General features: G+C 37.0%; 20 protein-coding genes and 3 pseudogenes. 8 read left to right on the top strand and 15 right to left on the bottom strand.

The window, feature by feature from the left end:
* Nucleotides 1-31: 31 nt before the first annotated feature.
* Complete coding sequence (gene porU, locus HHL20_RS18860; RefSeq protein WP_169232695.1) at nt 32-3,928, bottom strand: type IX secretion system sortase PorU; 3,897 nt, start codon at nt 3,926-3,928, stop codon at nt 32-34.
* Nucleotides 3,929-4,092: 164 nt separating this feature from the next.
* Here porU and gldJ point away from each other — a divergent pair, with 164 nt between their 5' ends.
* Nucleotides 4,093-5,688: a gliding motility lipoprotein GldJ gene (gldJ, locus tag HHL20_RS18865; protein ID WP_169232696.1), complete on the top strand. Its 1,596-nt coding sequence runs from the start codon at nt 4,093-4,095 to the stop codon at nt 5,686-5,688.
* 63 nt (nt 5,689-5,751) lie between these two features.
* Nucleotides 5,752-7,023: a UDP-N-acetylmuramoyl-tripeptide--D-alanyl-D-alanine ligase gene (locus HHL20_RS18870; protein ID WP_169232697.1), complete on the top strand. Its 1,272-nt coding sequence runs from the start codon at nt 5,752-5,754 to the stop codon at nt 7,021-7,023.
* Here the strand turns inward: HHL20_RS18870 and HHL20_RS19650 are convergent.
* A complete protein-coding gene (locus tag HHL20_RS19650; protein WP_169232698.1) occupies nt 7,016-7,627 on the bottom strand; it encodes an NUDIX hydrolase in 612 nt (203 codons plus the stop codon). The genes HHL20_RS18870 and HHL20_RS19650 overlap by 8 nt on opposite strands.
* A gap of 39 nt (nt 7,628-7,666) precedes the next feature.
* Between HHL20_RS19650 and HHL20_RS18880 the strand changes: the two genes are divergently transcribed.
* Complete coding sequence (locus HHL20_RS18880) at nt 7,667-8,056, top strand: SRPBCC family protein (RefSeq protein ID WP_123855335.1); 390 nt, start codon at nt 7,667-7,669, stop codon at nt 8,054-8,056.
* Nucleotides 8,057-8,083: 27 nt separating this feature from the next.
* Here the strand turns inward: HHL20_RS18880 and HHL20_RS18885 are convergent, their stop codons facing one another.
* Genes HHL20_RS18885 through HHL20_RS18895 form a run of 3 tightly spaced genes read right to left on the bottom strand, consistent with a single transcriptional unit; the run spans nt 8,084 to nt 11,014 of the window.
* Entirely contained in the window at nt 8,084-9,127 is a 1,044-nt protein-coding gene (locus HHL20_RS18885; protein ID WP_169232699.1) for an anhydro-N-acetylmuramic acid kinase, read from the bottom strand.
* Between the two features lie 5 nt (nt 9,128-9,132).
* A complete protein-coding gene (gene lptC / locus HHL20_RS18890; RefSeq protein ID WP_169232700.1) occupies nt 9,133-9,726 on the bottom strand; it encodes an LPS export ABC transporter periplasmic protein LptC in 594 nt (197 codons plus the stop codon).
* 1 nt (nt 9,727) lies between these two features.
* Entirely contained in the window at nt 9,728-11,014 is a 1,287-nt protein-coding gene (locus HHL20_RS18895) for a hypothetical protein (RefSeq protein ID WP_169232701.1), read from the bottom strand.
* Between the two features lie 252 nt (nt 11,015-11,266).
* On the opposite strand from HHL20_RS18895, the gene HHL20_RS18900 reads away from it, so the two are divergent.
* Nucleotides 11,267-12,385: a DNA polymerase III subunit gene (locus tag HHL20_RS18900; protein WP_169232702.1), complete on the top strand. Its 1,119-nt coding sequence runs from the start codon at nt 11,267-11,269 to the stop codon at nt 12,383-12,385.
* 36 nt (nt 12,386-12,421) lie between these two features.
* Here HHL20_RS18900 and HHL20_RS18905 read toward each other — a convergent pair whose 3' ends face one another.
* Complete coding sequence (locus HHL20_RS18905) at nt 12,422-12,739, bottom strand: hypothetical protein (protein WP_169232703.1); 318 nt, start codon at nt 12,737-12,739, stop codon at nt 12,422-12,424.
* Between the two features lie 57 nt (nt 12,740-12,796).
* Between HHL20_RS18905 and HHL20_RS18910 the strand changes: the two genes are divergently transcribed.
* The 4 genes from HHL20_RS18910 to HHL20_RS18925 all read left to right on the top strand — a co-directional run bounded on the left by HHL20_RS18910 (nt 12,797) and on the right by HHL20_RS18925 (nt 17,978).
* Complete coding sequence (locus tag HHL20_RS18910; protein ID WP_169232704.1) at nt 12,797-13,423, top strand: TetR/AcrR family transcriptional regulator; 627 nt, start codon at nt 12,797-12,799, stop codon at nt 13,421-13,423.
* Nucleotides 13,407-14,720 carry a TolC family protein gene (locus tag HHL20_RS18915; RefSeq protein WP_169232705.1) on the top strand — a complete coding sequence of 438 codons (1,314 nt, stop codon included), beginning with the start codon at nt 13,407-13,409 and terminating at the stop codon, nt 14,718-14,720. The genes HHL20_RS18910 and HHL20_RS18915 overlap by 17 nt, the downstream gene beginning before the upstream one ends.
* Before the next feature lie 19 nt (nt 14,721-14,739).
* Complete coding sequence (locus HHL20_RS18920; protein ID WP_169232706.1) at nt 14,740-15,843, top strand: HlyD family secretion protein; 1,104 nt, start codon at nt 14,740-14,742, stop codon at nt 15,841-15,843.
* A 557-nt stretch (nt 15,844-16,400) separates the two neighbouring features.
* Complete coding sequence (locus HHL20_RS18925) at nt 16,401-17,978, top strand: DHA2 family efflux MFS transporter permease subunit (protein WP_169232707.1); 1,578 nt, start codon at nt 16,401-16,403, stop codon at nt 17,976-17,978.
* A gap of 593 nt (nt 17,979-18,571) precedes the next feature.
* On the opposite strand, the gene HHL20_RS18930 is transcribed toward HHL20_RS18925, so the two are convergent.
* The 9 genes and pseudogenes from HHL20_RS18930 to HHL20_RS19775 all read right to left on the bottom strand — a co-directional run.
* Nucleotides 18,572-19,039, bottom strand: a complete 468-nt coding sequence (locus HHL20_RS18930; protein WP_169232708.1) for a hypothetical protein — start codon at nt 19,037-19,039, stop codon at nt 18,572-18,574.
* A gap of 162 nt (nt 19,040-19,201) precedes the next feature.
* Nucleotides 19,202-19,432: pseudogene (locus HHL20_RS19715) on the bottom strand (hypothetical protein); the annotation flags it as partial.
* Between the two features lie 15 nt (nt 19,433-19,447).
* Nucleotides 19,448-19,843: a hypothetical protein gene (locus HHL20_RS18935; RefSeq protein ID WP_317166058.1), complete on the bottom strand. Its 396-nt coding sequence runs from the start codon at nt 19,841-19,843 to the stop codon at nt 19,448-19,450.
* A gap of 43 nt (nt 19,844-19,886) precedes the next feature.
* Complete coding sequence (locus HHL20_RS18940) at nt 19,887-20,798, bottom strand: ankyrin repeat domain-containing protein (RefSeq protein ID WP_169232709.1); 912 nt, start codon at nt 20,796-20,798, stop codon at nt 19,887-19,889.
* A 25-nt stretch (nt 20,799-20,823) separates the two neighbouring features.
* On the bottom strand, nt 20,824-21,378 hold the full coding sequence (locus tag HHL20_RS19585; protein ID WP_317166060.1) for a lipase family protein: 555 nt from the start codon (nt 21,376-21,378) through the stop codon (nt 20,824-20,826).
* A gap of 6 nt (nt 21,379-21,384) precedes the next feature.
* Nucleotides 21,385-21,720 (bottom strand): annotated as a pseudogene (locus HHL20_RS19590) (RHS repeat domain-containing protein); the annotation flags it as partial.
* 203 nt (nt 21,721-21,923) lie between these two features.
* Complete coding sequence (locus tag HHL20_RS18950; protein WP_169232711.1) at nt 21,924-22,361, bottom strand: hypothetical protein; 438 nt, start codon at nt 22,359-22,361, stop codon at nt 21,924-21,926.
* Nucleotides 22,361-22,810, bottom strand: coding sequence for a hypothetical protein (locus HHL20_RS18955; RefSeq protein ID WP_169232712.1), 450 nt, complete (start codon nt 22,808-22,810; stop codon nt 22,361-22,363). The genes HHL20_RS18950 and HHL20_RS18955 overlap by 1 nt, the downstream gene beginning before the upstream one ends.
* A gap of 103 nt (nt 22,811-22,913) precedes the next feature.
* Nucleotides 22,914-23,045: pseudogene (locus HHL20_RS19775) on the bottom strand (RHS repeat-associated core domain-containing protein); the annotation flags it as partial.
* Nucleotides 23,046-23,061: the final 16 nt, after the last annotated feature.

The following is a 23,061-nucleotide window of genomic DNA, read 5'->3' on the forward strand; positions in this document are numbered from 1 at the left end:
TGTTGATATTATTATTGTTATTGTTTTAAATTTATTTCAAAAGTACCATTTTTTCTACAGCTGTAGCACTTCCTTTGCATTTTTCTTGATTTTGACTTTTTGCAAATATCTTAAAAATATACGTACCTTTTGCTACTGTGGCACCAAAATCATCTCTTCCGTCCCATTCAATAGCCTGACGTGGCGTTCTAAAGCCCTGTAGGAAGGGTTCTGCTACCACAGGCTGGGATAAAGTTCTTACCAGTTTTCCGGTAATGGTATAAATCTGAACATTCACATCCAAAATATCATCACAATTATGCTCAAACTGAATATACGTCTTATTGGTAAAAGGATTTGGCCAGTTTAACGGTCTGTTGATCACCAGGTGCTGGTCGGCTTCATCCTTAACTTCAAAATTTAACGTTGCAGTTGTAGAATTATTGTTTATATCCCAAACTTTAAATGTCAATTGATGCTGTCCTATTGAAAGGTTCCTGAAAGGGTAGGTGACGTTCCCCTTTTGGTAGTCTGCCAGACTCGGGTTCAGGCAGCCGTTTCCTTCTCCGGAAGCAAAAAAGTCATTCAGTACAACGGTATTGATAATTTGGCCGTCCAAATATACAGTAATATCGTGACCGATACCAGATCCCGTAGAATTTATTCCTGTATCATCCGTAATACATGCGAGCAGCATCGGATTTTGATCTGTAATCCCTCCTTCTGCAAAATTGGTATTATTCATATACAATTTTACTTTTGGAGGTTCATTATCATTGATTCCGTTTGGATTAATATCTCCCACCTGAACTGACTGATTATTGAATACGTCACTCGCTTTATTATCTGCGTAGCCTAAAATTCTTCCTTGTCCCACAGCATAATTAATATCTTTCGGTACGTAAAATTCTACCGTGAATACGCCGTTTACGGCAGTTCCCGAAGCTTTTACAATAGCACTTCCTTCTTCTGTATATTGTAGAACAGGAGTAAGTACTCCGTCATTATTTAATGTGGTCTTATTTAATCTTTTGTCAAAAATATTGATGACAACTCGTCCGTTGAAATTCGTATTAGTCGTTCCGTTCGGATTATTAATGTGTCCTTTTACTTTTACGAAATCCAAACCTCTGATAAGTCCCGGAACCGGTGTTTCTATATTATCAATGACCAATAATCGTTTTGGTCTGCTGAGTTTCATAGCCGGGTCTCCTAGAAAGTTAACTTTCAGGTGGTCTGTTGCAGCACCTTTTTGCTTTTTGGCATTGAGATGGGCAACTCCCAGTGTTAGAAAATCATCATTATTCAGTTTAAAAATATTCTGAGTGTACAGATTCGTAAAATCTACGCCGTATCCTACATCAATAGCACGGCTTGAAGTAATCATGGTTGCAGGCCCGCCTTGTTTCATCTTAAGGAACTGCTCACCGGCAGAAGCGGTTTCCGGCTCATCCCAAAGGGTAAATTCGCAGGTAATAGTCGATACAAAAGGGAATCTGCTGTATACATTAGAAAAATTATTGGCATTCTGAACTTCAGATAATGTTAAAACTCTTTCCTGAGCCCATCCGTTGATTCCTCCATGCCCAAAATAAAACATATACAAGCTATTTCCGATATCATTCGAAATGGCCTGGTTTACCTGAGGGTATCTTTGTCCACCCGCTGTACTCTGTGCCTGAAAAGCATCCAGGTACAATTTTCTCACATTGTACTCTTTAAGGACTGAGGTCGGCTGTTCAAAAACAGTGGCCAAAGAATTATTCATTACCGTATGGAAAGGTGTTCCGCCATCATTATCATCATCTACAATGAAATCAAGCTTCATTTTCCATTCTCCGAATGGCGTTGACTGTCCCGATAAACTGTTGTAGTAGGCCAGCGTTTTGTCCATCATATTTGCTGCTTCCGTCACATTGGCGGCAGGAAGTCTCCCTACTGGCAGGTCCGGAAGGTTATTGGTAATAAATTCTGTTGTCTGAGGCTTTGTCATCACAATATAATCGTCTGTCACGAAAGATCTTATCACATCAGAAGATTCCTCACTCTGATAACTTACCACGACATTGGAATTGTTGGAGATCCTGTTTTTAAAATCATAAGATGTATCTCCTAAAATGAATACATATTTTAATGTGCCTAAAGGAGTATTCAGTTTTGTTACAAAGTCTCTGATTGCCGTAAGATCTCTGCTTCCGCTTCCGAATTCATTGAATATCTTATCTGTATCTACAATCTGTACATTATAATTGTTTGTTGTCTGATGGTAATTGGCCAGTCTCTGGGCCTGCCCCATCATTTCCGGAACTGTAATGATCAGGTAATCCAAATTTTGAAGTGCCGAAAGATTCTGGTTATTAATACGACCAACGAACTGCGGTGCATAGGCAGCATCAGCTTTAAAGGCTACAAATTCATTATTAAAACTCTGATCTGCTGTTGTGTATGCAAAATTGAATGTTGTATTTCCCGTCGCCTTATTTACTCTTCTGTTAGCATTCGTAATGTCGGTAACGTCCCAGACCTGTTCCGCAGAAGCGGCATTAGATAAACTGAAACCATATGTAGTATTGCTTCCGCTGACCAATGAAAAATCTCTGAAATTCATCTGTGTTCCATTGAAGCTCAGGTTATCTTTATACTGTACCTCCAGATAATCTACATAAAAGTTTCCGTTGGGATTAACCGTAATATTAGGTTTTAAATTGAATGTAATCTGGTTTCCGCTCAATCCAGAAATAGTCCCTGAATATCTCAGCGGGAAAAACTCATTGGTTCCACCAGAATTTGCAGCAGGAATAACGGTTGTTGAAGGATTTAGGGTATTAATATCAAATGACATGCTGTTTTGCTGCGATTTGTAGCCGATTACCTGTACTCTGTACCGTATCACATCACCACCCTGAACGGCTGATGCTGTAGTAAAAGTCACCGCCTTATCAGTAGTAAACGGGGTTTCTTCCACCCACAATCTTCCTACTTTCATCAGATTTTTCTGGTCTTTATTAATGACCTGGTAGTTATCAAACCTTGTAATGAGTGGGGTAGCAGGCAGATTAACATCTACCGTGGAAACTCTTTTCCCGGGACCTTTATCAAAATTGATATAATAATAAGAAAAATCCTCATAAATATTTTTTACATTTTCGCTTCTGTCGCTTCTGGTATCGGTTCTTTTAAATCCGTTTCCGTTGGAGGTGTTGTAAAGATTGTATCCATCCGGACCCTGAGCATAAAACAGGGCATAATCATTATCATTCCACACACCGTCATCTTCGCCAACCACCTGGATTGCATTTTCCTGAAGCGCGCTATATTTTACATCCTGATTAAATTCAGGAAGCATGATGCCTCCGTTTCCGTAGATTCTGAAGTTTTTAGGATTTACAGACGAAGGATTGATCCCGTTGTCCTGTAAAAATTGTTTTGTAATCTTGAAAATACCGGATTTGTCAACTTTGATTTTGTAAAAATTTCCCGTTGATAGAGGGTTGGCTGTTGTTCCTACCTTTAACGCACTTCCAAAACTGTTGGGTGCACTGGTTTCCGAAATTTCAAATGAAGAAAGTCTCTGTACCTGTCCTTTCTCTCTTTTAAATAAAGCTATATTAATGCCGGCATAACGCTCTCCTTCCAGATTGTAATACGTAACATCTTTAATTTCATAATCCGGAAGAAGATCTTTGCTTAATTCAAATAAATCTTTTCCGGAGATGTTTTCCCATACGGGATTAGAAACTTTTAACTGCTTTTCGCCAACCTGTTGTTTGGTTGTTATAAAAATGTTATTTTGGCTGAATGAAAATCCCTGATTTTTAAAATTGGGAAGATTAAGTTTTGTATCACCATAATCCCGGATCTTAGAGCCGTCCCATTCTATGGAAATTCTCTGGGCCCAGAGTGTCGATACAAAGCTTAATAAAAATAAAAGAGAAATTTTTTGTTTCATATTTATTATTGAAATTTCTGAATTACAAAATAAATGAAAATTTTATAATTAAATTGTGATACAATAAAATTAATTTGTTAACGTTTTTCAAAAAAATCAACTCTTTACTTGATTTATTGAATAATTTATTTTTTCTTTGTACTTTGAAAATATTTATATCGACTATGAAAAAACTAAAGTTGTTTTCATTAATAGCATTAAGTTCTACACTTGCATTAACCAGTTGCGGAGGATCTAATAATGGCGGCGGTACTAAAAAGTTTGTCAGCAAAACAGGTTGGAAACCAAACGAAAAACAAGGTTGGTTTTTTGCAGGAAAGCAACAAAAGCAGAAAGGTTGGCCGGGAATGGTATATGTAGAAGGTGGAACTTTTACAATGGGATTAGTGAAAGATGATGTTATGCACGATTGGAATAACTCACCGCGCAGAATGCAGGTAAGTTCGTTCTTTATCGGGGAAACTGAAATTACTAACTACGAATACCGCGAATACCTTACATGGTTGAAGTATGTATTCCCTCCAAGCGATCCTAGCTTCAAGGAAATCTACAACGGTGCTTTACCGGATACCTTATTGTGGGACAACAAATTATCTAGAAATGATTACAACGAGACGTATTTCCGTTCTCCGGAGTTTGATTACTACCCGGTAGTGGGCGTATCATGGACTCAGGCAAACAGATATTGCGAATGGTTGTCTGACAGAGCTAATGAAAAAGCTTTGATGCAGGCCGGTATTATTGCTAAAGATTTGTACATCAACGAATCGAATAACCAAGGCGGAACTGCTTTCAATATGGATAAGTTCAAATCGAATGATCCTGAAATGCAGGGGTACATTAACGAAAAAAGAATGCAGCAAAAAACAGGTTTGAAAACAACCAACCAACGATTGCTTGCTGCAAACAGAGCTCCGAACGCTGCTATGGTAACAAAATTCAGACTTCCAACAGAAGTAGAATGGGAATATGCAGCTTTAGGATTGGCTAAAAACAGAGAGTACAACCAATATATGGGCAAAACCCCTCAGATTGAAAAATTGAGAGGTACCAAAGGAAGAGAAAAAGGGATGTTCCTTGAAAACTTCAAAATGGGTGCTGGTGATTACTCCGGTATCGCAGGCTGGAAAAATGACGGATCTGCACAGACTTCTGATGTTAGACAATTTCCTTCCAATGATCTTGGGATTTATGGTATGTACGGAAACGTTGCAGAATGGACGGCAGATGTATACAGACCAATCATTGATGAAGATTTTAGTGATTTCAACTATTACAGAGGAAATATGCCTCAGGCTATCGTAAGAAACGGAGACGGTACTTATAAGATGGTAGATGAAAATGGAATCAAGTATGATACTTTGGCAGATGGAAGATTAGTTTACAAAAACCTGCCGGGTCAGTTTGAAAGAGAAACCATCGCTGACTATAGAAACTATAGAGATGGCGACAGAATGTCTTCCTTAGATTACAGAAATGCTTCTGATTCAGCTTCTGCATATGATATGTACAATGCTCCTAAATCAAGATTTATTGTAGATGGTAGCGGTAAAGTAATATTACAGAAAGACAGAAAAGAAAGAACTTCTGGAGTTTCCAACGATATCAGAGTGGTAAAAGGAGGTTCTTGGCAAGATACAGCTTACTGGCTGGATCCGGGACAGAGAAGATATAAAAATGAAAATAAAGCATACGGATGGATTGGATTCCGTGTAGCTCAGGATGCAAGAGCAAACGATAAGAGTAGAACAAGAAGATAATATTTATCAAAATAATTTTCAAAAAACCTTCCGGAATTCTGGAAGGTTTTTTATTTTTGAACTATGAATACAGAACAGTTTTACCCTTTGTTTTTACAAGCTGCACATGTGGTTATCGACAGCAGAAAAATCGAAAAGAATGATATTTTCTTCGCCTTTTCAGGAGAAAATTTCAATGCAGCCACTTTAGCTGAACAGGCGATTGACAGAGGTGCGCTGGCTGTGATTGTAGAACAGCAGGCATATGAAAATATAGAAAAGAATATTTTCTATGTTCCTTCAACGTTGGAATTTTTACAGGAACTCGCCATATACCATAGAAATAAACTTCAGATTCCTGTCATCGGCTTAACCGGCAGTAATGGAAAGACCACTACGAAAGAAATTATCCATGCCGTACTTTCTGAAAAATTTAATGTTCAGTATACCCGCGGAAATCTGAATAACCATATCGGAGTACCTTTAACTATACTTTCTATTAAACCGGAACATGAAATGGCAGTAATTGAGATGGGAGCCAACCATCAGAAAGAAATTAAGTTTCTCTGCACGATCTCCCTGCCTGATTTCGGATATATAACCAATTTCGGAAAGGCGCATCTGGAAGGATTTGGTGGAGTGGAAGGTGTTATTAAAGGGAAGTCTGAACTGTACGATTATCTTAAATATAACCGCAAGACAATTGTTGTTAATGAAAATGATCCTATCCAGGTTGAAAAAACTAAGGATTATTCGCCTAAAATCACTTTCGGAAATACAGCATCAAATTATCAGTTTGAATTGTTTTCGGAACAACATTTTGTAGGGCTGAAGTATAATGATCAAAAAGCCGTTTCAAAGCTTACAGGCGAATATAATTTTACCAATCTTTGCGCAGCTGCAAGTCTTGGACTTCACTTCGGAATTGATTTTAAGAATATCATTCGCGCTATTGAAAATTATACACCCACCAATATGCGATCTCAGATTGTAGAAAAAGGAAATAAGACACTGGTTTTAGATACGTATAATGCAAATCCGAGCTCAATGGCCGCTTCCATCAGGAACTTTGTTACATTCCGGGGTTCAAAGACGATCATCATTGGTGATATGCTGGAACTTGGTGATGAAAGTGAAAAAGAACACCGCAGTATTTTAGAGCTTGCTCATGAATTAGCATTCGATGAAATTATTACTGTAGGTAAAATCTTCAAAAGTGTTAATCACTCCCCTTTAAGCTTTGAAGATACAAATGCCTTAACAGAATATCTTAAGGTAAATAAAATACCCTCCAAAAATATCCTGCTGAAGGGTTCAAGAGGTATTGCTCTGGAAAAAGCAATAGATTTTATTTAAATTTTTTGTTCCAGAATTCTCGTATGATAAGTCTGATATTTTTGAAGGTGCTTGGAAAGACTTCTTCTTCGATCTGAAGGGTGTTTTTCCAGGCAACTTCTGTAATACCTTCTTCGATCTGTGGTTTTGAAGTATCTTCACCATCGAAATTCATTTCAAACCAATGGGTGCATTTCAGTACTTTATCACCATTTCTTTCAATATAAATATGATAGGTCGTGTTGATGAAGCTTAGCAGTTCTACATTCTGCAATCCTGTTTCTTCTTCAATTTCCCTTACGGCAGATTCTTCACGGGATTCCCCCTTTTCCATTTTTCCTTTCGGAAGGTCCCATTTTCCAAGTCTTTTTATGAAAAGAATATCACCATCAGGATTACTCACAATACCTCCGGCAGCTTCTATAATTCTGAAAAGTTTCTGAAACTCCTGCCATATCTCGTTGATATTCTCTCCGAAAACATTTAATTCCTTTACAGATGTATTTTCAAGAAGATCAAGAGCGATCTCAAGGCTTGTGACGTTTTCGTATCCAAGCGTTTTTTCTAAGTTTTCAGATTGCTTAGACAACAGTAATTTTTTTTCGTTCACAAAAACTTTATACATATATTTGTAAGAATTAAGAATTTAATACAAAAATAAAAAATGAATTTAGAAGGACGAAAGATTATTGTGAATAAATCATCTAAAGACCTGGTAGAAATACTGAAATCTCCTGAAAATTACAAAGATTTCATGCCGGATGGTTTACAGAAGTTTGAAACGAGAGAAGACGGATTTAAATTCGGATTGCAGGGGATGCCGGAAATTGCTCTGAAAATTGATGAAGTAACCGATGAAAAGGCAGTTTTGAAGTCTGCAAGTTCCAGCCTTGATTTTTCACTGACTGCTGCTTTGCATCCTCTTAATGAAAATCAGACAGAAGTGCAGATGCTGTTTGAAGGAAAGTTTAATCCGTTTATCAAAATGATGGTGGAAAAGCCCCTTCAGAACTTTATCAATACCCTTACCGATAAGATTGAAGCTTATAAATAATCAAACCTCCTCAAATGGAGGTTTTTTTTATGCAATAATTCCCGAACTGTGATCGTACGGGCTTCCGGTTGCTGATGACAGGACATTAATACTATTGTTTATCCTGAGAACGCCCATTAATGCAAAAATCAAGGCTTCTTTGAAATCAATGATTTCTTTTTCCGGGATCATAATTTCTGCCTGTGTTTTGGAACTGATTTTTTCAATTAAATATTGATTGTACGTTCCGCCGCCTGTTACAAGCACATTTTTTAGACGGTTTTTATTAATCACCTCAGCAATCTGCTGGGCTGCATGTTCGGTAAATGTTGCTAAGGCATCCAAACTGTCGACATTCTCAAGTCTTGGGAATATATTTTCGTTACACCATTCAATTCCTAAAGATTTAGGATGTGGCTGATGATAAAAGGGTAATGAATTTAATGCGGAAAGAAGGCCTTCATTGATATTTCCATTTCTGGCTAAATTTCCGTTTTCATCAAAATCTTTATTTAAATGTTGAGCCAGTTTATTAAGAACAATATTTACCGGTGCAATGTCGAAAGCAATTCTTTTGCCTTCAGATTGTAATGAAATATTTGAAAAACCACCAAGGTTGAGGCAGGCATCGTATTCGGGGAAAAGAAGTTCATCACCAATCGGCACAAGAGGCGCTCCGTTACCGCCCATCAGAACATCCTGGCTTCTGAAATCGTAAACAACAGGAATACCTGTTTCCAGCTTAATTGCTCTGCCGTCACCGATCTGAAGGGTGAATTTCTTTTGAGGCTGATGATAAACCGTGTGTCCATGCGAAGCAATGAGATCAATATTTTTCAGTTTATGTTTTTCAATAAAGTTTTTTACGGTTTTACCTAGAAAAAAACCATATTCAGAATGTAATCCCAATAATTGTTCAGCAGGGAGATCTATTGCGTGGTTCAGCTGATGATGCAGAGTGTCGGAATATAAAACAGTTTCGGCTTTAATAATTTCAAAACTCCAGGAATAACCTTTTACAAATCTTACAAAACAAATATCCAGGCCGTCTAAGCTTGTTCCGGACATTAATCCTATCACGTGCCAGATCATATAAACTACTTTTGATTTTCAGAAAGTTTATCGGTTGTAAAATCTCCCGAATTCTGATAAAATACGTATTCGGAAAAGTCATCTTTCGCAGTCATTCCATGTGCTCCGATAAGTGTGGAACCGTCTTTCATGGTTACATATACGGTATCACGGGTATAGATTCTTTTTTTTCGCTGATCCCAGAATACAGTCTGCATGGCAAACCGGTCATTTTCGTTTGTTGTAATTCTTACATCACCTCTTGCCTCATAGAATTGTTTGTAATCGTAGAACTTGGCATATTTGGCTTTAATCGTCCCCGGGGTTTTAGGCTTCTTTTTATCGAAAAAGAGAATGTCAATTCCTTTTCTTGCCACGGTATAAGGGCTGTCGATAAGCTCATATTTTTCAATGATCGGAGCCTTCGCGCGCATTGTCACAAAACCTGAATCCCGCTGGATAATATTGGCGTTATTGATGATTTGTGATGCAAAGTTTTTATTGTTTTTACCCTTATTATTGGTGAGGTCTTCTTCACAGGATGTTACCATAAAAAATATAGCACAACTAAAAAGGTATGCTATATTTTTTTTATATGATATGTTTCTGAGAAACTTCATGCTAGTTGTATAGAGTCTTTCTGAACCATTTATCTGCAAAATTGAACCCAACTTTGAGATTAATATAATTTTGGTTAATGAGGTTATTCTTAAGTGTTCCTCTTTTTCCTACCTCAATCCCGAGCTCAAGTCCGCTCATTCTTGTTATGCTGCTGTTTTTGAATGGAAGAAGAACCCCTCCGGAAACCCCGAATTTATTGATGTTCTGTCCTGCAATCTGCAGGTTTCCTTTTTCATAAAAAGCTCCGTAACGGTATACAATTCTGGAAAAATAACTTCTGAAGTTGTTATAATTCGGTAGGTACCATCCTCCTGCAGAAATTCTGTAAGAATCCTGAAGATCCAGAGACTGTCCGAAATAGGCAATGCTTTCTCCTTTTTTATAGTCTCCCTGAACGGATAAAAACCATTTGTTCTCTTCACCATATCCAACCCCTACAGAAGCCTGGAGAGGCATAAGATTTTTAGAGCTTATAGATTTTCTTTCTATTGGACTTTCGTTGGCTTTTGTCGTTTGGCCGGCATCAGAATAATAATAAGTACTGTTCAGGTAATCGGTGGTCATATTGCTCGTATTACCGAAAGTTGTGGTTGCACCAATTGTAAGTTTTCTGTCGGTACTCGTATTCAGGTTCTGATAGCTTGCTCCCAGCGTAAAGTTGAAATTTTTAATGCTGTTTTTGGTTTCATATCCATTAATAAGCTCTGCATTGGAATATGCAAGTTCATTAAGATCATACAGGTTTCCAAAATAATAATTGGCTCGGACTCCTACTGCAAATTTATCATTGACTTTATAGCCTAATGCGATCTGAGCGGTATTCAACGTTCCGCTTCCTTTGAATCTGTTTGCTACCGTCACACCGGTTTCCACATCTGTATCCGTATGAACAATTTCATAGCTCTTAGAACTGTAAGGCTGGTAAGAAAGACCCATCTTCAATTTTGGAGATAGTGGGAAAGCCAGTGAAATATTGGATAAATACGTAGAATGTTTGGTAGACTTTGTATTGTTATAATCTGTTTTGAAGTAATTGTTTTCGTTGGTAGCTTCCAGCTTAATACTGGTAAGCTCGAAATTGGCATTGTTTGCAGGGTTTGCAAAGTTAAAATTACTGGTAAAATCGCTTATGAAAGCGGTAGATATACCTCCCATAGAGGAAGTTTCGATCGTATTATCATATTTAATATCTCCGATTCCGTAGGTCGCATAAGGTGAATTACTCAGATTCTGCGCGTTTAGGAAGTATCCGACTGATATTAATGATAGTACAAAGATTTTTTTCATTCTTTATTTTTAAAACAATGCGCAAATATCTTAAATATTAATGAATTGTAAAAATTATAAGAGGTTAAAGTTTGTTAAGGACGATGAATAGATATAATATTGATGAATGGTGAGTTGCCAATCGCTTGCTTGTGAATTTTTCCGCATATCTATATATACATGATAGAAGTTCACAGCTGATCAGAACACAAAATTCATTTATGAAGTAAAAAATCACATTCTACGAATTACAAATTTCTTTATCTTTGAGGCATGAATTGGGAGAACATTGCCGGACAGGAAAATCTGAAAAAGCTTCTGAGAGAAAGTATTGCCGAAAACAGAGTGAGCCACGCCCAGCTTTTCGTAGGGAAGGAAGGGTACGGAACGTTGCCTATGGCTCTGGCATATGCCAAAGAAATTTTAAGCAGTGAAAATGAACATGCCGCTTCAAAAGTAGAACATCTTAATCATCTTGATCTTCATTTCAGCTTTCCGGTTTTTACCGATAACAGAAATTCTTTAAGCAAAAACAAATTTGAAGAATTCCGGGAGATGGTTATGAACTCTCCTTATTCCAGCTACGATGACTGGACTGCCTTTTTGGAATCAGAAAATAAGCAGCTTTTTATTTCTGCTGATGAAGTTGATGACCAGAACCAGAAATTTTCATTAAAAAGTTTCGAAGGGGGAACCAAAATTCTCATTGTTTGGCGTGCTGACAAGATGAACGTTGCGGCAGCCAACAAATTCCTGAAGTTTTTAGAAGAACCTCCTGCAAAAACCGTTATTATTCTTACCGCAGAAAGTACCAACGATATTCTTCCGACCATTCTTTCCAGAACCCAGATTGTTGAAGTTCCTAGAATTAATGATGAAGATATCGAAGCATATCTGAAAATAAATTTCAATGTTTCTCAGGATAAAACAGGAGAGATCATCCATCAGGCACAGGGAGATCTTAATGCTGCTCTGAAGCTGATGCAGTCGGGAAATAAAAGTGATGAGTTTGAAAAGCTTTTTATTCAGTGGGTGAGGGATGCTTTTATGGTTAAGAAAAAACCGGAATTCCTGAAAAGCATTATTTTCTGGGCCAGAGAAATTGCAGGCTGGAACCGGGAAAAGCAAAAGAATTTTCTTAATTACTGCTCGGAAATTTTCAGGCTTGCTCTTCTGCAGAATTACCAGTCGGAAGATCTGGTTTACAAAAAAATTGATGCCAATGGATTCAACTGGGTCGGATTTTCAAAATTCATCAGCGGAGCCAATATCGAAAGTATCCTGGAAGAAATAAGTACTGCTGATCTGCATCTTACCAGAAACGGAAACCCGAAAATCGTATGGACCGATCTGGGAATAAAACTATCGAGGTACATTCATAAAAATGCATAAAAAATCCGACTGTAAGGTCGGATCTTATTTTTACAGTTAAGCAGTTTTCTTTGCTTTTTTCTCTTTAGAACCATTTGTTTTGATTCTGTTTTGGGCTGTAGATTCTTTTTTTTCACAGCCTTTGTGATATTCGGCATTGGCTTTTTTGTCTGCTGCAGAACAATGCTTTTTATCTTTTCCTGCACAACATCCTTCTTTTTCCTGTGCGAAATTTAAAGTGAATACGCTTAAGAGCGCTAAAATTGAAATTGCTTTTTTCATCTGATATTTTCTAACACTCAAATATAATAAATTCAGAGTATTAGATTTAGCCAATATTAAAAATAGATTAAATTTAACATAATATTCAATCAATCGTTTGATTTATTAAAAAACCGTTGTACATTTGCATTCTCAAAATGAGAGTAAAAAATGATTTCAAAAGAAGAAAATATATTGTTTGCTGCTGAGAAGCTTTTTGCTGAAAAAGGTTTCGAAGGAACTTCCACAAGGGAGATTGCCAAAGCAGCCAATGTAAATATTTCTATGATCTCTTATTATTTCGGGTCAAAAGAAAAGCTGTACGAAAAGCTGGTAGAGTACAGAATGAACGAAGGGCAGTTTTTCTCAAAAGATATTCTGGAAAGAACGGATATTAATGAATGGGAAAAAATCGTAAAGATCGTAGATCAGTTTGCAGGACGGGTAAGACATCAGAAATGTTTCTACCGAATCATGCAGAGAGAGCAGCTGCACACGCAGAATCCTCATATTGTAGATTTTCTGAAGCAAACAAAAATGGGATTTATCTCCATGTATTCAAAAATATTGGAAAGCGGACTGAAGAACGGAATTTTCACTAAAAATCCACCAATTTATCTTCTCCATTCCACGGTGAGCGGAACTTTATTCTACGCATCCAATGCAAAAGAAATGTACAAGGAATTTCTTAACAACACAGATGAAGAGGAAGTTTTTGACGAAACCTATTACACAGAGCTTAATACACATATAAAATACTTATTAAAAGACCTTCTAGGGTATGAAGAAAATAAATAACTCAGTTATTGCACTGGCATTATTCATAGGGATTGCACAGGCAAATGCACAGGAGAAAAGAACACTCACTCTTGATGAAGCTGTGCAGTTGGGTATTCAGAACAGCAAAAATCTGAAGATTGATGCCGCTAAGATCGAAGAAGCTACCGCAGACCTTCTGGAAGCAAAAAACAGACAGCTTCCGGAACTGAAGGTTTCAGGAAGCTATATGTATCTTCCGCTAAAACCGAATATCAACATTAAACTTCCGGGAGTTTCCGGAGATGGTGGGCCCGAAGTACATCAAGTAGCCTATGGCTCGGCTAATCTCAGCGTACCCATCTACAGCGGCGGAAGAATAAAATACGGGATTGAATCTGCAAAATATCTGGTGGAAGCATCAAAATTAAGCACTGAAAATGATAAAGTAGCCATTGCCTACAATGTTGCACAGGCTTACAATAATCTTTTCAAGGCTAATCAGTCTATTAAAGTATTAGAAGAAAATCTTTCTGCTTCCCAAAAAAGAGATGAAACTTTTCTTAAAATGGAAAACAATGGCCTTATCGCAAGAAACGACAGGTTAAAAGCCAATCTTCAGACTTCAAACATAGAACTGCAGCTCCTTGAAGCTAAAAACAATTACAACATTGCCAACATCAATATGGATCTGTTACTGGGTATTCCGGAAACAACGGAAATCGAAGTGGATGAAAACTATATTGAAGAAGGAGAGGACATAAAAACAGTAGATTATTATATCAATACGGCAAGAGAAAACCGTAAAGACCTTCAGGCTTTAGACAAACAAAGACAGGCCGCAGCACTGGGAACAAAATCAGCAAAAGCTGAAAATCTTCCTTCCATTGCTTTTACAGGGGGGTACGTGGCAGCAGATATTCCTAAATTTTTAACGATTTATAATGCCGTGAATGTCGGAGTCGGGATTTCCTATAATTTATCAAATCTCTGGAAAGAAAATTCTTCACTGAAACAGTCCAGAGCAAGAGAAATGCAGCTTTCTGCCACCAATGAGCTTTTGAATGATAACATTAAACTGGACGTCAACAGAGAATACCAGAACACAGATTATTCTAAAAAAAGAATTGCTGTTTTCGAAAAATCTGCTGAACAGGCGAATGAAAACTACAGAATTACTAAAAACAAATACGACAACGGTCTTGCCACGATGACCGAGCTTCTTGATGCTGATGCAGCCCAGATTGCAGCCAATGTAGGAGTCATCAATGCGAAGGCAGATGCGGCACTGGCTTACAGAAAACTATTACAAACTACAGGAACTTTAACAACAAAATAAATTAAGAGCGATACCGAAAATGGAAAATAATACTACACAAGTAACTGAAACTAAAAAGAAAAAAAGTTTAGTTTTCCCTATTATTTTAGCCGTTGTTTTAATCGGCGGCGGAATCTATGGATACAGAACCTATTCTTATGGACAGGTGCATGAAGAAACAGACGACGCACAGATTACTTCCAATATGGCTCCCGTAATTTCAAAAATTTCAGGGTATGTAAAAGAAGTAAAAGTAAAGGATAATGAGTTCGTAAAAAAAGGGGATACTCTGGTTATTTTGGATAACAGAGATCAGAAAATGGCGCTTGAACAGGCAGAAGCAGCTTTGGCTACGGCAAAAAGTAATATTTCCAATGCTCAGGCTTCTACTACCGCAACCTCTAAAAATATCGGTTCATCACAGGCTGCCGTTACTACAGCCAATGCACAGATTGAAGCAGCAAAAGTAAACGTCTGGAAAACTACCCAGGACTTAAAAAGATATGCCAATCTTGTAAAAGATCATTCCATTACCGAACAACAATACGAACAGGCATTGGCAGCAAAACAGACTGCCGACAAACAACTGCAGGTGCTTGTTGATCAAAGAAACCAGATCGCTCAGCAGACTAATATTGCCTCTTCTCAAACAGCGGCAAGCTCCCAGCAAATTAGTGTTGCCGGTTCTGTGGCCAAACAAAGAGAAGTAGATGTGGAAAATGCAAGATTAAACCTTTCTTATACGGTAATTGTTGCTCCTGAAGACGGATATGTAGGTAAAGTTCCTATTCAGGCCGGACAATATTTACAGGCCGGATCACAGTTGTTTGCTTTGGTTAAAAACGATCAGAAATGGGTAGTGGCCAACTTCAAAGAAACTCAGGTTGATAAAATGGTAGAAGGACAGAAAGTGAAAATTGAAATCGATGCCTTCCCGGACAGGGAATTTGATGGGGTTGTAAGCTCTTTCTCCCCAGCAACCGGTGCTACATTCTCTATCCTTCCTCCGGATAACGCAAGTGGTAACTTCGTAAAAGTAGTACAGAGACTTCCTGTAAAGATCGATTTTGTAAATCTTGATAAAGATGTAGCCAAAAGATTAAGAACGGGAATGAACGTAAAAGCAGAAGTTTCACTGAAATAAAATATAAAGTGGATTGTCAATAATCCCGGGATGGCCGATAATGCAGAAGATGGAAAGAAGCTGCCGATTATGATAAAGAAATACATGAAGAGGATCGGCGATGTTGATGAAATGAAGGAGCAGGCAATGATGAAGACGGACAATTGACAATTCACTTTTCAAAAAACAATATAAGAGAATTGTCAATATACGAGGAGAAGTCGGTAATGAGGAGGTAATGAAGAAGCTTTGATCGTAATGTTGACCGGAGTTTGCAGATGAAAATCAGCCTTATGTGGAAATGTTGTTCAGGCTAATCATGAAGTTGTCTTACGATGAAGAGATCAAAATGAAATGGTAAATGAAGCCGTACCGACATAATGAAGATGACTATTGACAATTCACTTTTTTAATTAAGATTTTTTGAGATTCAGATTACTGTCAGTGAACGATAAAGATTGTTCATTCACAGGAAATTAATCAGTAAGAATTAAGTTAGTTCGTAAAAAACTTGTTCTGGTTTCAAAAAAGTTCTGAATCTCATAATCTCTTAATTTTTTTAATACTATTAAATAAACATGCAAGATTCATTAGTAGAATATGGAGCGCGAAGAGTAATCATTACGATTACAGCCATTCTTTGTGCTTTGCTTGAAATTGTGGATTCCACGATTGTAAATGTTGCCCTCAATGAAATGAAGGGTAACCTCGGAGCCACACTTTCCGAGGTGGGATGGGTCATTACGGCATATGCCATCGGGAACGTGATCATTGTACCGATGACAAGCTGGCTTTCGCAGCAGTTCGGGCGTAGAAATTACTTTGCGGCATCCATCATTATATTTACCGTATTCTCTTTCCTCTGCGGAAATGCTACCAACATCTGGGAGCTGGTATTCTTCAGGCTGATGCAGGGAATTGGCGGTGGTGCGCTGCTGGTAACTTCACAAACCATCATCACAGAATCTTATCCTATAGAAAAAAGAAGTATGGCACAGGCCATTTACGGTCTGGGAGTAATTATAGGTCCCACTTTGGGTCCGCCTCTGGGAGGATATATTGTAGATAACTTCAGCTGGCCTTATATTTTTTATATTAATATTCCAATCGGGATTGCTGCAACACTAATGACGCTACAGTTTGTAAGAAGTCCGAAATATGCTGAAAAGCGTAAAGCTTCGGATGTCGACTGGGTCGGGATCGCTCTCTTGGCTGTTACCGTTGGGTCGTTACAGTATATTTTGGAAAGAGGGCATGAAGAAGACTGGTTTGCAAGCGGGTGGATTGTACTCTTTACCGTATCAGCAGTTTTAGGGTTTATACTATTCCTCTGGCGGGAACTTACCTTCAAATATCCTATTGTGGAATTAAGGGTTTTGAAAAACAGCAACCTAAGGATCGGTACAGTCATGTCCTTTGTACTAGGATTCGGTTTATATGGCTCTACCTTTATCGTTCCGCTGTATACACAAAGCATTTTGGGCTGGACGGCACTTCAATCAGGAGCATTAATGATTCCTGCGGCACTTACCACCGCTTTTATGATGCCGATCATCGGAAGGTTATTATCGAAAGGGGCGAAACAGCAGATTTTGGTTTCTTTAGGATTATTCATCTTCTTTGTCTACAGTTTCTGGGGATACAAAATATTAACGCCGGATACCAGTAAAGACGCCTTTTTCTGGATGCTTATTGTGAGAGGAGCCGGTCTCGGATTATTATTTATCCCGATTACTTCACTTTCTTTAAGTACGCTGAAAGGACAGGAAATCGGACAGGGAGCAGCTTTCACCGGAATGATGAGGCAGCTGGGAGGTTCTTTCGGGATTGCGGCGATAACGACTTTCATTGCCAATGCCGGACAAAAATACAGACTGAACCTGATTTCGCATCTTGATGAAAATGATTTTGCCGTTCAGCAGAGACTTCAGGCTTTAAAAGGCAGTTTCATGGCAAAAGGAATGACTCCTGATGCCGCCATGAATGCCGCTTATAAAATGCTGGACCTCACGGTAACGAAACAGGCTACGGTACTTTCCTACATGGATGTATTCCTCTATCTCGGAGTCATCTTCTTAATCTGTATTCCGTTTATTCTTTTCATTAAAGAAAGAAAAAGCAAAGAGAAGATTGATCTGAGTGAAGCGATGCATTGATAAAATGTTGAAAAATTTTATTATAGCATTATAAAAACCGCAGAATTTTCTGCGGTTTATCATTTTTAAATTGACAAAATACAATTAATAAATTTAAAGACTTTTTTTAATAAAAACGTTGCAGCTTTATAACACAAAACCCACCGCAAAAACGGTGGGCTATTTTCATATGAACACGAGCGGGACGCTTGCGCAAGCGATTTATAATTTATACTTTGCTAGTTTAGTAAAAAATAATTTAATGAAATAATAAAATTAATTATTATAGATGTAACAATTACCCAGAAGAAAATAGAGTATTTTCTTCTTTTTTTTAAGGGAAATTGATCAAACTCAGCAAAATATTTTTTCCAATTGTCACCGAATATAAATATATAAACGTTAGAAATAATTATAAATATAAGTGTAATGATTATCAATTTGAATTTTTGAAGCACAGTTTCGCTATAATATAAATATGATAAAAATATTAATGCTTCAAAAAGACAAATGCTTATAACCTCTTGAAATCCGATAGAATTTTAGGATCAGAAATATAGTCTCAAATTTTATAAAATTTATAATATAGATAATAATAAAATTTCATTTATCATTTATTTTGGTTCGTGTGCTGCTGTTAAATTAATTCTATACGGTCCAGCGCTATTTACACCTTTATCTAATTCAGTTTGACCTGAACCTACATCATTAACGTAACCATTAAATCTCCCGGGATAAAATGCATCTAGTCCAAAATAAACTAAAGAAGGAACAGTACCTACACCTGTTAAACCATATATCCCTACACCTGTGTTTAAAGATGCTTTGCCTTGTGATACCGCATTTGGAGAATTTGGATCTTTCTTATATTGCGGAACACCATACCCCCAATCAAGAACAGCTCCTAAAACAACAGTTCCAACACTAACACCTTTACCTACTTTTATAAGAGATCCTGCGTTAATTAAGCTTTCGGATTTTAAAAAAGTCTGACCATTACCATAATATCGAATTCCACGATAGGTAAAAGGAGAATTCGGTCTAGCTGTTCCAATATATCTTCTGTAGGATAAATTAGACATATAGGTTCCATTAAAAGACAGCAATGTATTTGCTTGTCCTAATGGAGAATAGATACTTTGTTGTTGATTGTCAGTTTTTTTTATTTGCTGTAATCAAAGCTGACTCCTGAACACCTTCATTAGCGAAAGTTTCTCCAGAACCCTCTTCTCCTTTTGTATAACTTACATTATTGGATTTATCATTAATAGAGTACGAACCATCTTCATTTTTTGGATAGAGCCAGCTATATTATGTTCTCGCCTATAAGCTCTTGCTTCTTTTCTTGACTCAAATAATCCAAATGGATCAGTATATAAAATAGGATTGTTAAATCCATAACGATAAGGTGTTATAGTAACACCTAATTCCGCGAGTGGATCTACGACGCCCCATCGTCCAATATCCGGCATATAGAATCTTGCCCGTAATCATACATTCGTTTCCTGCAGCTCCTTACCATTGTACTTATATTGATAAGCATTATCAAAACTATAATACTGTGCATTATGCATTAACCCAAAAGGATAGTAATTGTTTACCCCTTCTGCTTCGCCGGGTGTAATATAGTTATTACATGATGTACTGCCATCCGGAAAAGTCTGGCAATTTTCAATCACAATATCACCGGTTACTATTGCATTTCCGTTAGCATCGCTGTAGCTTAATCTTACATTTCCAAGATGATCCGTATAATTATAAAAATACCTGTTCCTTAATCCGTCAAAATAACCTTCCGAAGTAGGGATAATTCTCAGCTTCATTCCATCACTGGTCATGGTGCCCGTTTCATCTTCCCATACATAAGTAAACTTATATAATAACAAAGCCAACTCAATTAAGTTGGCTTTGGTTATTTAGGATTAAGTCCTATAAACATCCTTTTTTCTTCAGAAGCTCTTTTATTTCAGAGTATTCTTTCGCAGAATGGTCTGCTTCATCTTCTATCCAGTTTTTCATATAAATATCTTTAGGATTAACTGCTCCTCCTTTTTCATATAAAACTTTACTACAGTCAGTCCCTTGTTGCAAAAGGTATAATACGATATCATAATTACTTGCTAAAGCTGCTGAACCTAAAGCTGAACCCGCTTGACTTCCATCATTGTAATTAACTTTTGCTCCATTATCAATTAAAAGTTTTACAATATCTAAATGGTTTCTACCTGATGCCGTGATTAAAGGAGTTCTATACATTTTTTGCTCATTTTTACCCGTGCTGCATTCAATGTAGTTAACATTCGCTTTATGTTTAATTAATTCCTCAGCATATTTTGTTGTATTGTCGAAGCTTGCACAAGCTATTATCAAAGGAGAACTACATTGCATAGAATCTGCAATATTAGGATTGGCTCCTAATGTTAACAACTCTTTAAAGCCTTTATAACTATTATTATATATACTCAAATGTAATAGTGTATTTCCATATATCTTTTCCTGATAATTTAATACCTCAGGATTCTTTTTTATCTCTTCATCTATTTTACCAATGTCATTATCTTGAACTGCTTTTGCCAGCTCCCAAGCTGGAGTATCTTGGAACAATCTATAATCTCCTGCTAAAATTTTATTTTTATCTACTTTTTTATCTCTGTCTATTTTATTGCAGGATGTTGCCAATAATAACAAAGAAAATAATAGCAAAATTCTTTTCATATTATTTCGCATATTTTTAGGATTAATTCCAAATTCTTTCAACATATTATCCATACTGTACCCATTATAGACCGAACTCGCACTGGTTGGCCAGACAGTATGCCTTTTACCATTTACATCAGGCATCAGCAAACTTTTATCCTGAGCTATATTAAGAGGGGTCAGTTTTCATTATATAAGCATTGATGAGTCCTTCCGTCCTAAAGGTTGCAGTAAAACCACCAAACCAGCCTTTCATATCAGAATTGTTTTTCCCATTTAGAAACTTTGTTGCAGCTCCGACTCCCGCAGCATTAAAAGTTATGGCTTCCCTTCTGGTAAGGTTGGAATTAAGTGCTGCCAAACCACCGCCTAGAGAATGACCTGTATAGGTTAATTCTGTATCACCCAACTGTTTGGAAATTTCCGTCGCATTTGTCGCAGATAACGAATATTGGCTTGATGCTCCTAATGGTTGCGCTACATCCGCAACCCCATCTTTAGCCAGGTCTTCTGTTCCGGCTGTAGCATAGGCATATTCCGTAACCTTCCCATCAACAACCCTCTCGTAAACTTGTGACTTAAAGCCTGATGCTTTGTCCTCTAATTGAACATTACTACCAAAATCTCTTTGAGAAACCCTCCAGCCGCCAATCAGAATATTATCCTTTTTATCGCCATAAACGTGGGCAGCCATTGCAGCAGCTTCTTTAGGAGTAGGCTTCATTGCCTCTCTTCCATCAGGATCAATAAACCTGATCGGATTATTAAACGCATAATTATAAGGACTGTGACGAGTCATCTTCTCCGCCAACGGATCCACCACGCACCATCTTCCAATATCCGGCATATACATCCTCGCTCCATAATCATACATTCCTGTCTCTTGCGGCTCCTTCCCGTTGTACTTATACTGATAAAAAGGATTCCCTGCTAGTGCATTATACCCTTCATGCTTCAACCTGAAAGGATAATAATTGTTTTCTTCAAAAACTTCTATTCCGTTGCTATTATTAAAGTAGCTTAACCTTACATTTCCTAAATGATCTGCATAGTTGTAAATATACTTTATTGTTTTCAAAAAATTTATTAACATAAAATAAAGTCATCGCAGAAGAATTAGAAAACATTTTTAAATTGATAAAACTTCACTACTAAATTTAAAGACTTCTTTAATAAAAATGTAGCTGCATTATAAAACAAAACCCACCGTAATTGCAGTGGGTTTTATTTTATCTACCGGCACGAATGGGGCACTTGTCAGCAAAGGGGTTACTTTATAATTTCTCCATTAAGTTTGAATTTTACAGAAAAAGTGTTTTCTCGAATATTAATAACTCTTTTAATATTCTCTTCGGTTCCTAATTTTTTTAATACATTTTCTCCTTTTTCTGCAAATGAAAAGTATTCATCTGTGTAAAAATAAAGAGGAATTAATCTTTTCTCTAAAAAAATAGACCTATTACTATTTTCTATCCAAAAATTTTCAGATGGCATAGATAAATTATTCAAATATAAAATATAGGTCTCTTCATTTTTTTTGTCTAAAACCACATAAACTTTACTTTCCTTGCCTCTTTTTTGAACCTCTTTATTTAGGATTTCAGTAACAGAGGTGGGTAGAAAATAAATTATATCTGAAGTTTTCTTTTGTGAGTAACAACCCAACAAACAAAAATACAACAATAGGATTAATATGTTTTTTTTCATTACGGATTTTTTTGTTTTTCTATAAAATGATTTAGTGATTCTTGACCTATATTATTAGTTTTAGTAGTGCCAATATTATTAGTTTGTACTCCATTAGGTGTAACTCTATGTATTGCATTACCATTTGTTTGAACACCAGTGTAAGAATCTACAGCATATATAGGAATATTTAAACGTTGAGATGTTGGTTTATCATAATACGAAGATGTCATATTAAACATTGTTATGGTAGTCTTTCCATCAATTCCATTGGGTCCTCTTGTTGAAGTTATTTCCGCAGTTGGAATATCTCCTCTTGTGACACTTATACCCACATATACCTGTCTTTCTTTAGTTTGGTCTGCAATCGTTTCATTATTAGCATTGTTAATATCAGCATTTATTTGAGTATTATTAACTATAACTATAGAGCTGCTTTTCTGCAAAGCCTGTGTTGCTACTGTTGACAAAGAGCCTCCGTTCTCAGATGTAATATTATTCCAATGATTTTTGTATATTACTCGGAGGTTTTTGGTTGTTGCTCCATCACTTCCTAAATATTTCCCAAGCGTAATAAGGACTAAATCTTGTCATCTTCTCTGCGAGCGGATCCACCACGCCCCATCTTCCGATATCCGGCATATACATCCTCGCTCCGTAATCATACATTCCTGTCTCTTGAAGTTCCTTACTATTGTACTTATACTACGCATAAATTTTT

Origin of the sequence: Chryseobacterium cheonjiense (assembly GCF_012927265.1) — a bacterium.
In the GTDB taxonomy this organism is placed as follows: domain Bacteria; phylum Bacteroidota; class Bacteroidia; order Flavobacteriales; family Weeksellaceae; genus Chryseobacterium; species Chryseobacterium cheonjiense.

Excerpts from the sequence above, each read along its gene's own strand:
- HHL20_RS18870 (WP_169232697.1), top strand. The coding sequence starts at position 5,752 with ATGAATACAGAACAGTTTTACCCTTTGTTTTTACAAGCTGCACATGTG.
- HHL20_RS18940 (WP_169232709.1), bottom strand. The coding sequence starts at position 20,798 with ATGCCTGATGTAAATGGTAAAAGGCATACTGTCTGGCCAACCAGTGCG.
- HHL20_RS19585 (WP_317166060.1), bottom strand. The coding sequence starts at position 21,378 with ATGAAGCCTACTCCTAAAGAAGCTGCTGCAATGGCTGCCCACGTTTAT.
- HHL20_RS18895 (WP_169232701.1), bottom strand. The coding sequence starts at position 11,014 with ATGAAAAAAATCTTTGTACTATCATTAATATCAGTCGGATACTTCCTA.
- lptC (WP_169232700.1), bottom strand. The coding sequence starts at position 9,726 with ATGAAGTTTCTCAGAAACATATCATATAAAAAAAATATAGCATACCTT.
- HHL20_RS19650 (WP_169232698.1), bottom strand. The coding sequence starts at position 7,627 with ATGTATAAAGTTTTTGTGAACGAAAAAAAATTACTGTTGTCTAAGCAA.
- HHL20_RS18900 (WP_169232702.1), top strand. The coding sequence starts at position 11,267 with ATGAATTGGGAGAACATTGCCGGACAGGAAAATCTGAAAAAGCTTCTG.
- HHL20_RS18910 (WP_169232704.1), top strand. The coding sequence starts at position 12,797 with ATGATTTCAAAAGAAGAAAATATATTGTTTGCTGCTGAGAAGCTTTTT.
- porU (WP_169232695.1), bottom strand. The coding sequence starts at position 3,928 with ATGAAACAAAAAATTTCTCTTTTATTTTTATTAAGCTTTGTATCGACA.
- HHL20_RS18880 (WP_123855335.1), top strand. The coding sequence starts at position 7,667 with ATGAATTTAGAAGGACGAAAGATTATTGTGAATAAATCATCTAAAGAC.
- HHL20_RS18915 (WP_169232705.1), top strand. The coding sequence starts at position 13,407 with ATGAAGAAAATAAATAACTCAGTTATTGCACTGGCATTATTCATAGGG.
- HHL20_RS18925 (WP_169232707.1), top strand. The coding sequence starts at position 16,401 with ATGCAAGATTCATTAGTAGAATATGGAGCGCGAAGAGTAATCATTACG.
- HHL20_RS18885 (WP_169232699.1), bottom strand. The coding sequence starts at position 9,127 with ATGATCTGGCACGTGATAGGATTAATGTCCGGAACAAGCTTAGACGGC.
- HHL20_RS18920 (WP_169232706.1), top strand. The coding sequence starts at position 14,740 with ATGGAAAATAATACTACACAAGTAACTGAAACTAAAAAGAAAAAAAGT.
- HHL20_RS18950 (WP_169232711.1), bottom strand. The coding sequence starts at position 22,361 with ATGAAAAAAAACATATTAATCCTATTGTTGTATTTTTGTTTGTTGGGT.
- gldJ (WP_169232696.1), top strand. The coding sequence starts at position 4,093 with ATGAAAAAACTAAAGTTGTTTTCATTAATAGCATTAAGTTCTACACTT.
- HHL20_RS18930 (WP_169232708.1), bottom strand. The coding sequence starts at position 19,039 with ATGTCTAATTTATCCTACAGAAGATATATTGGAACAGCTAGACCGAAT.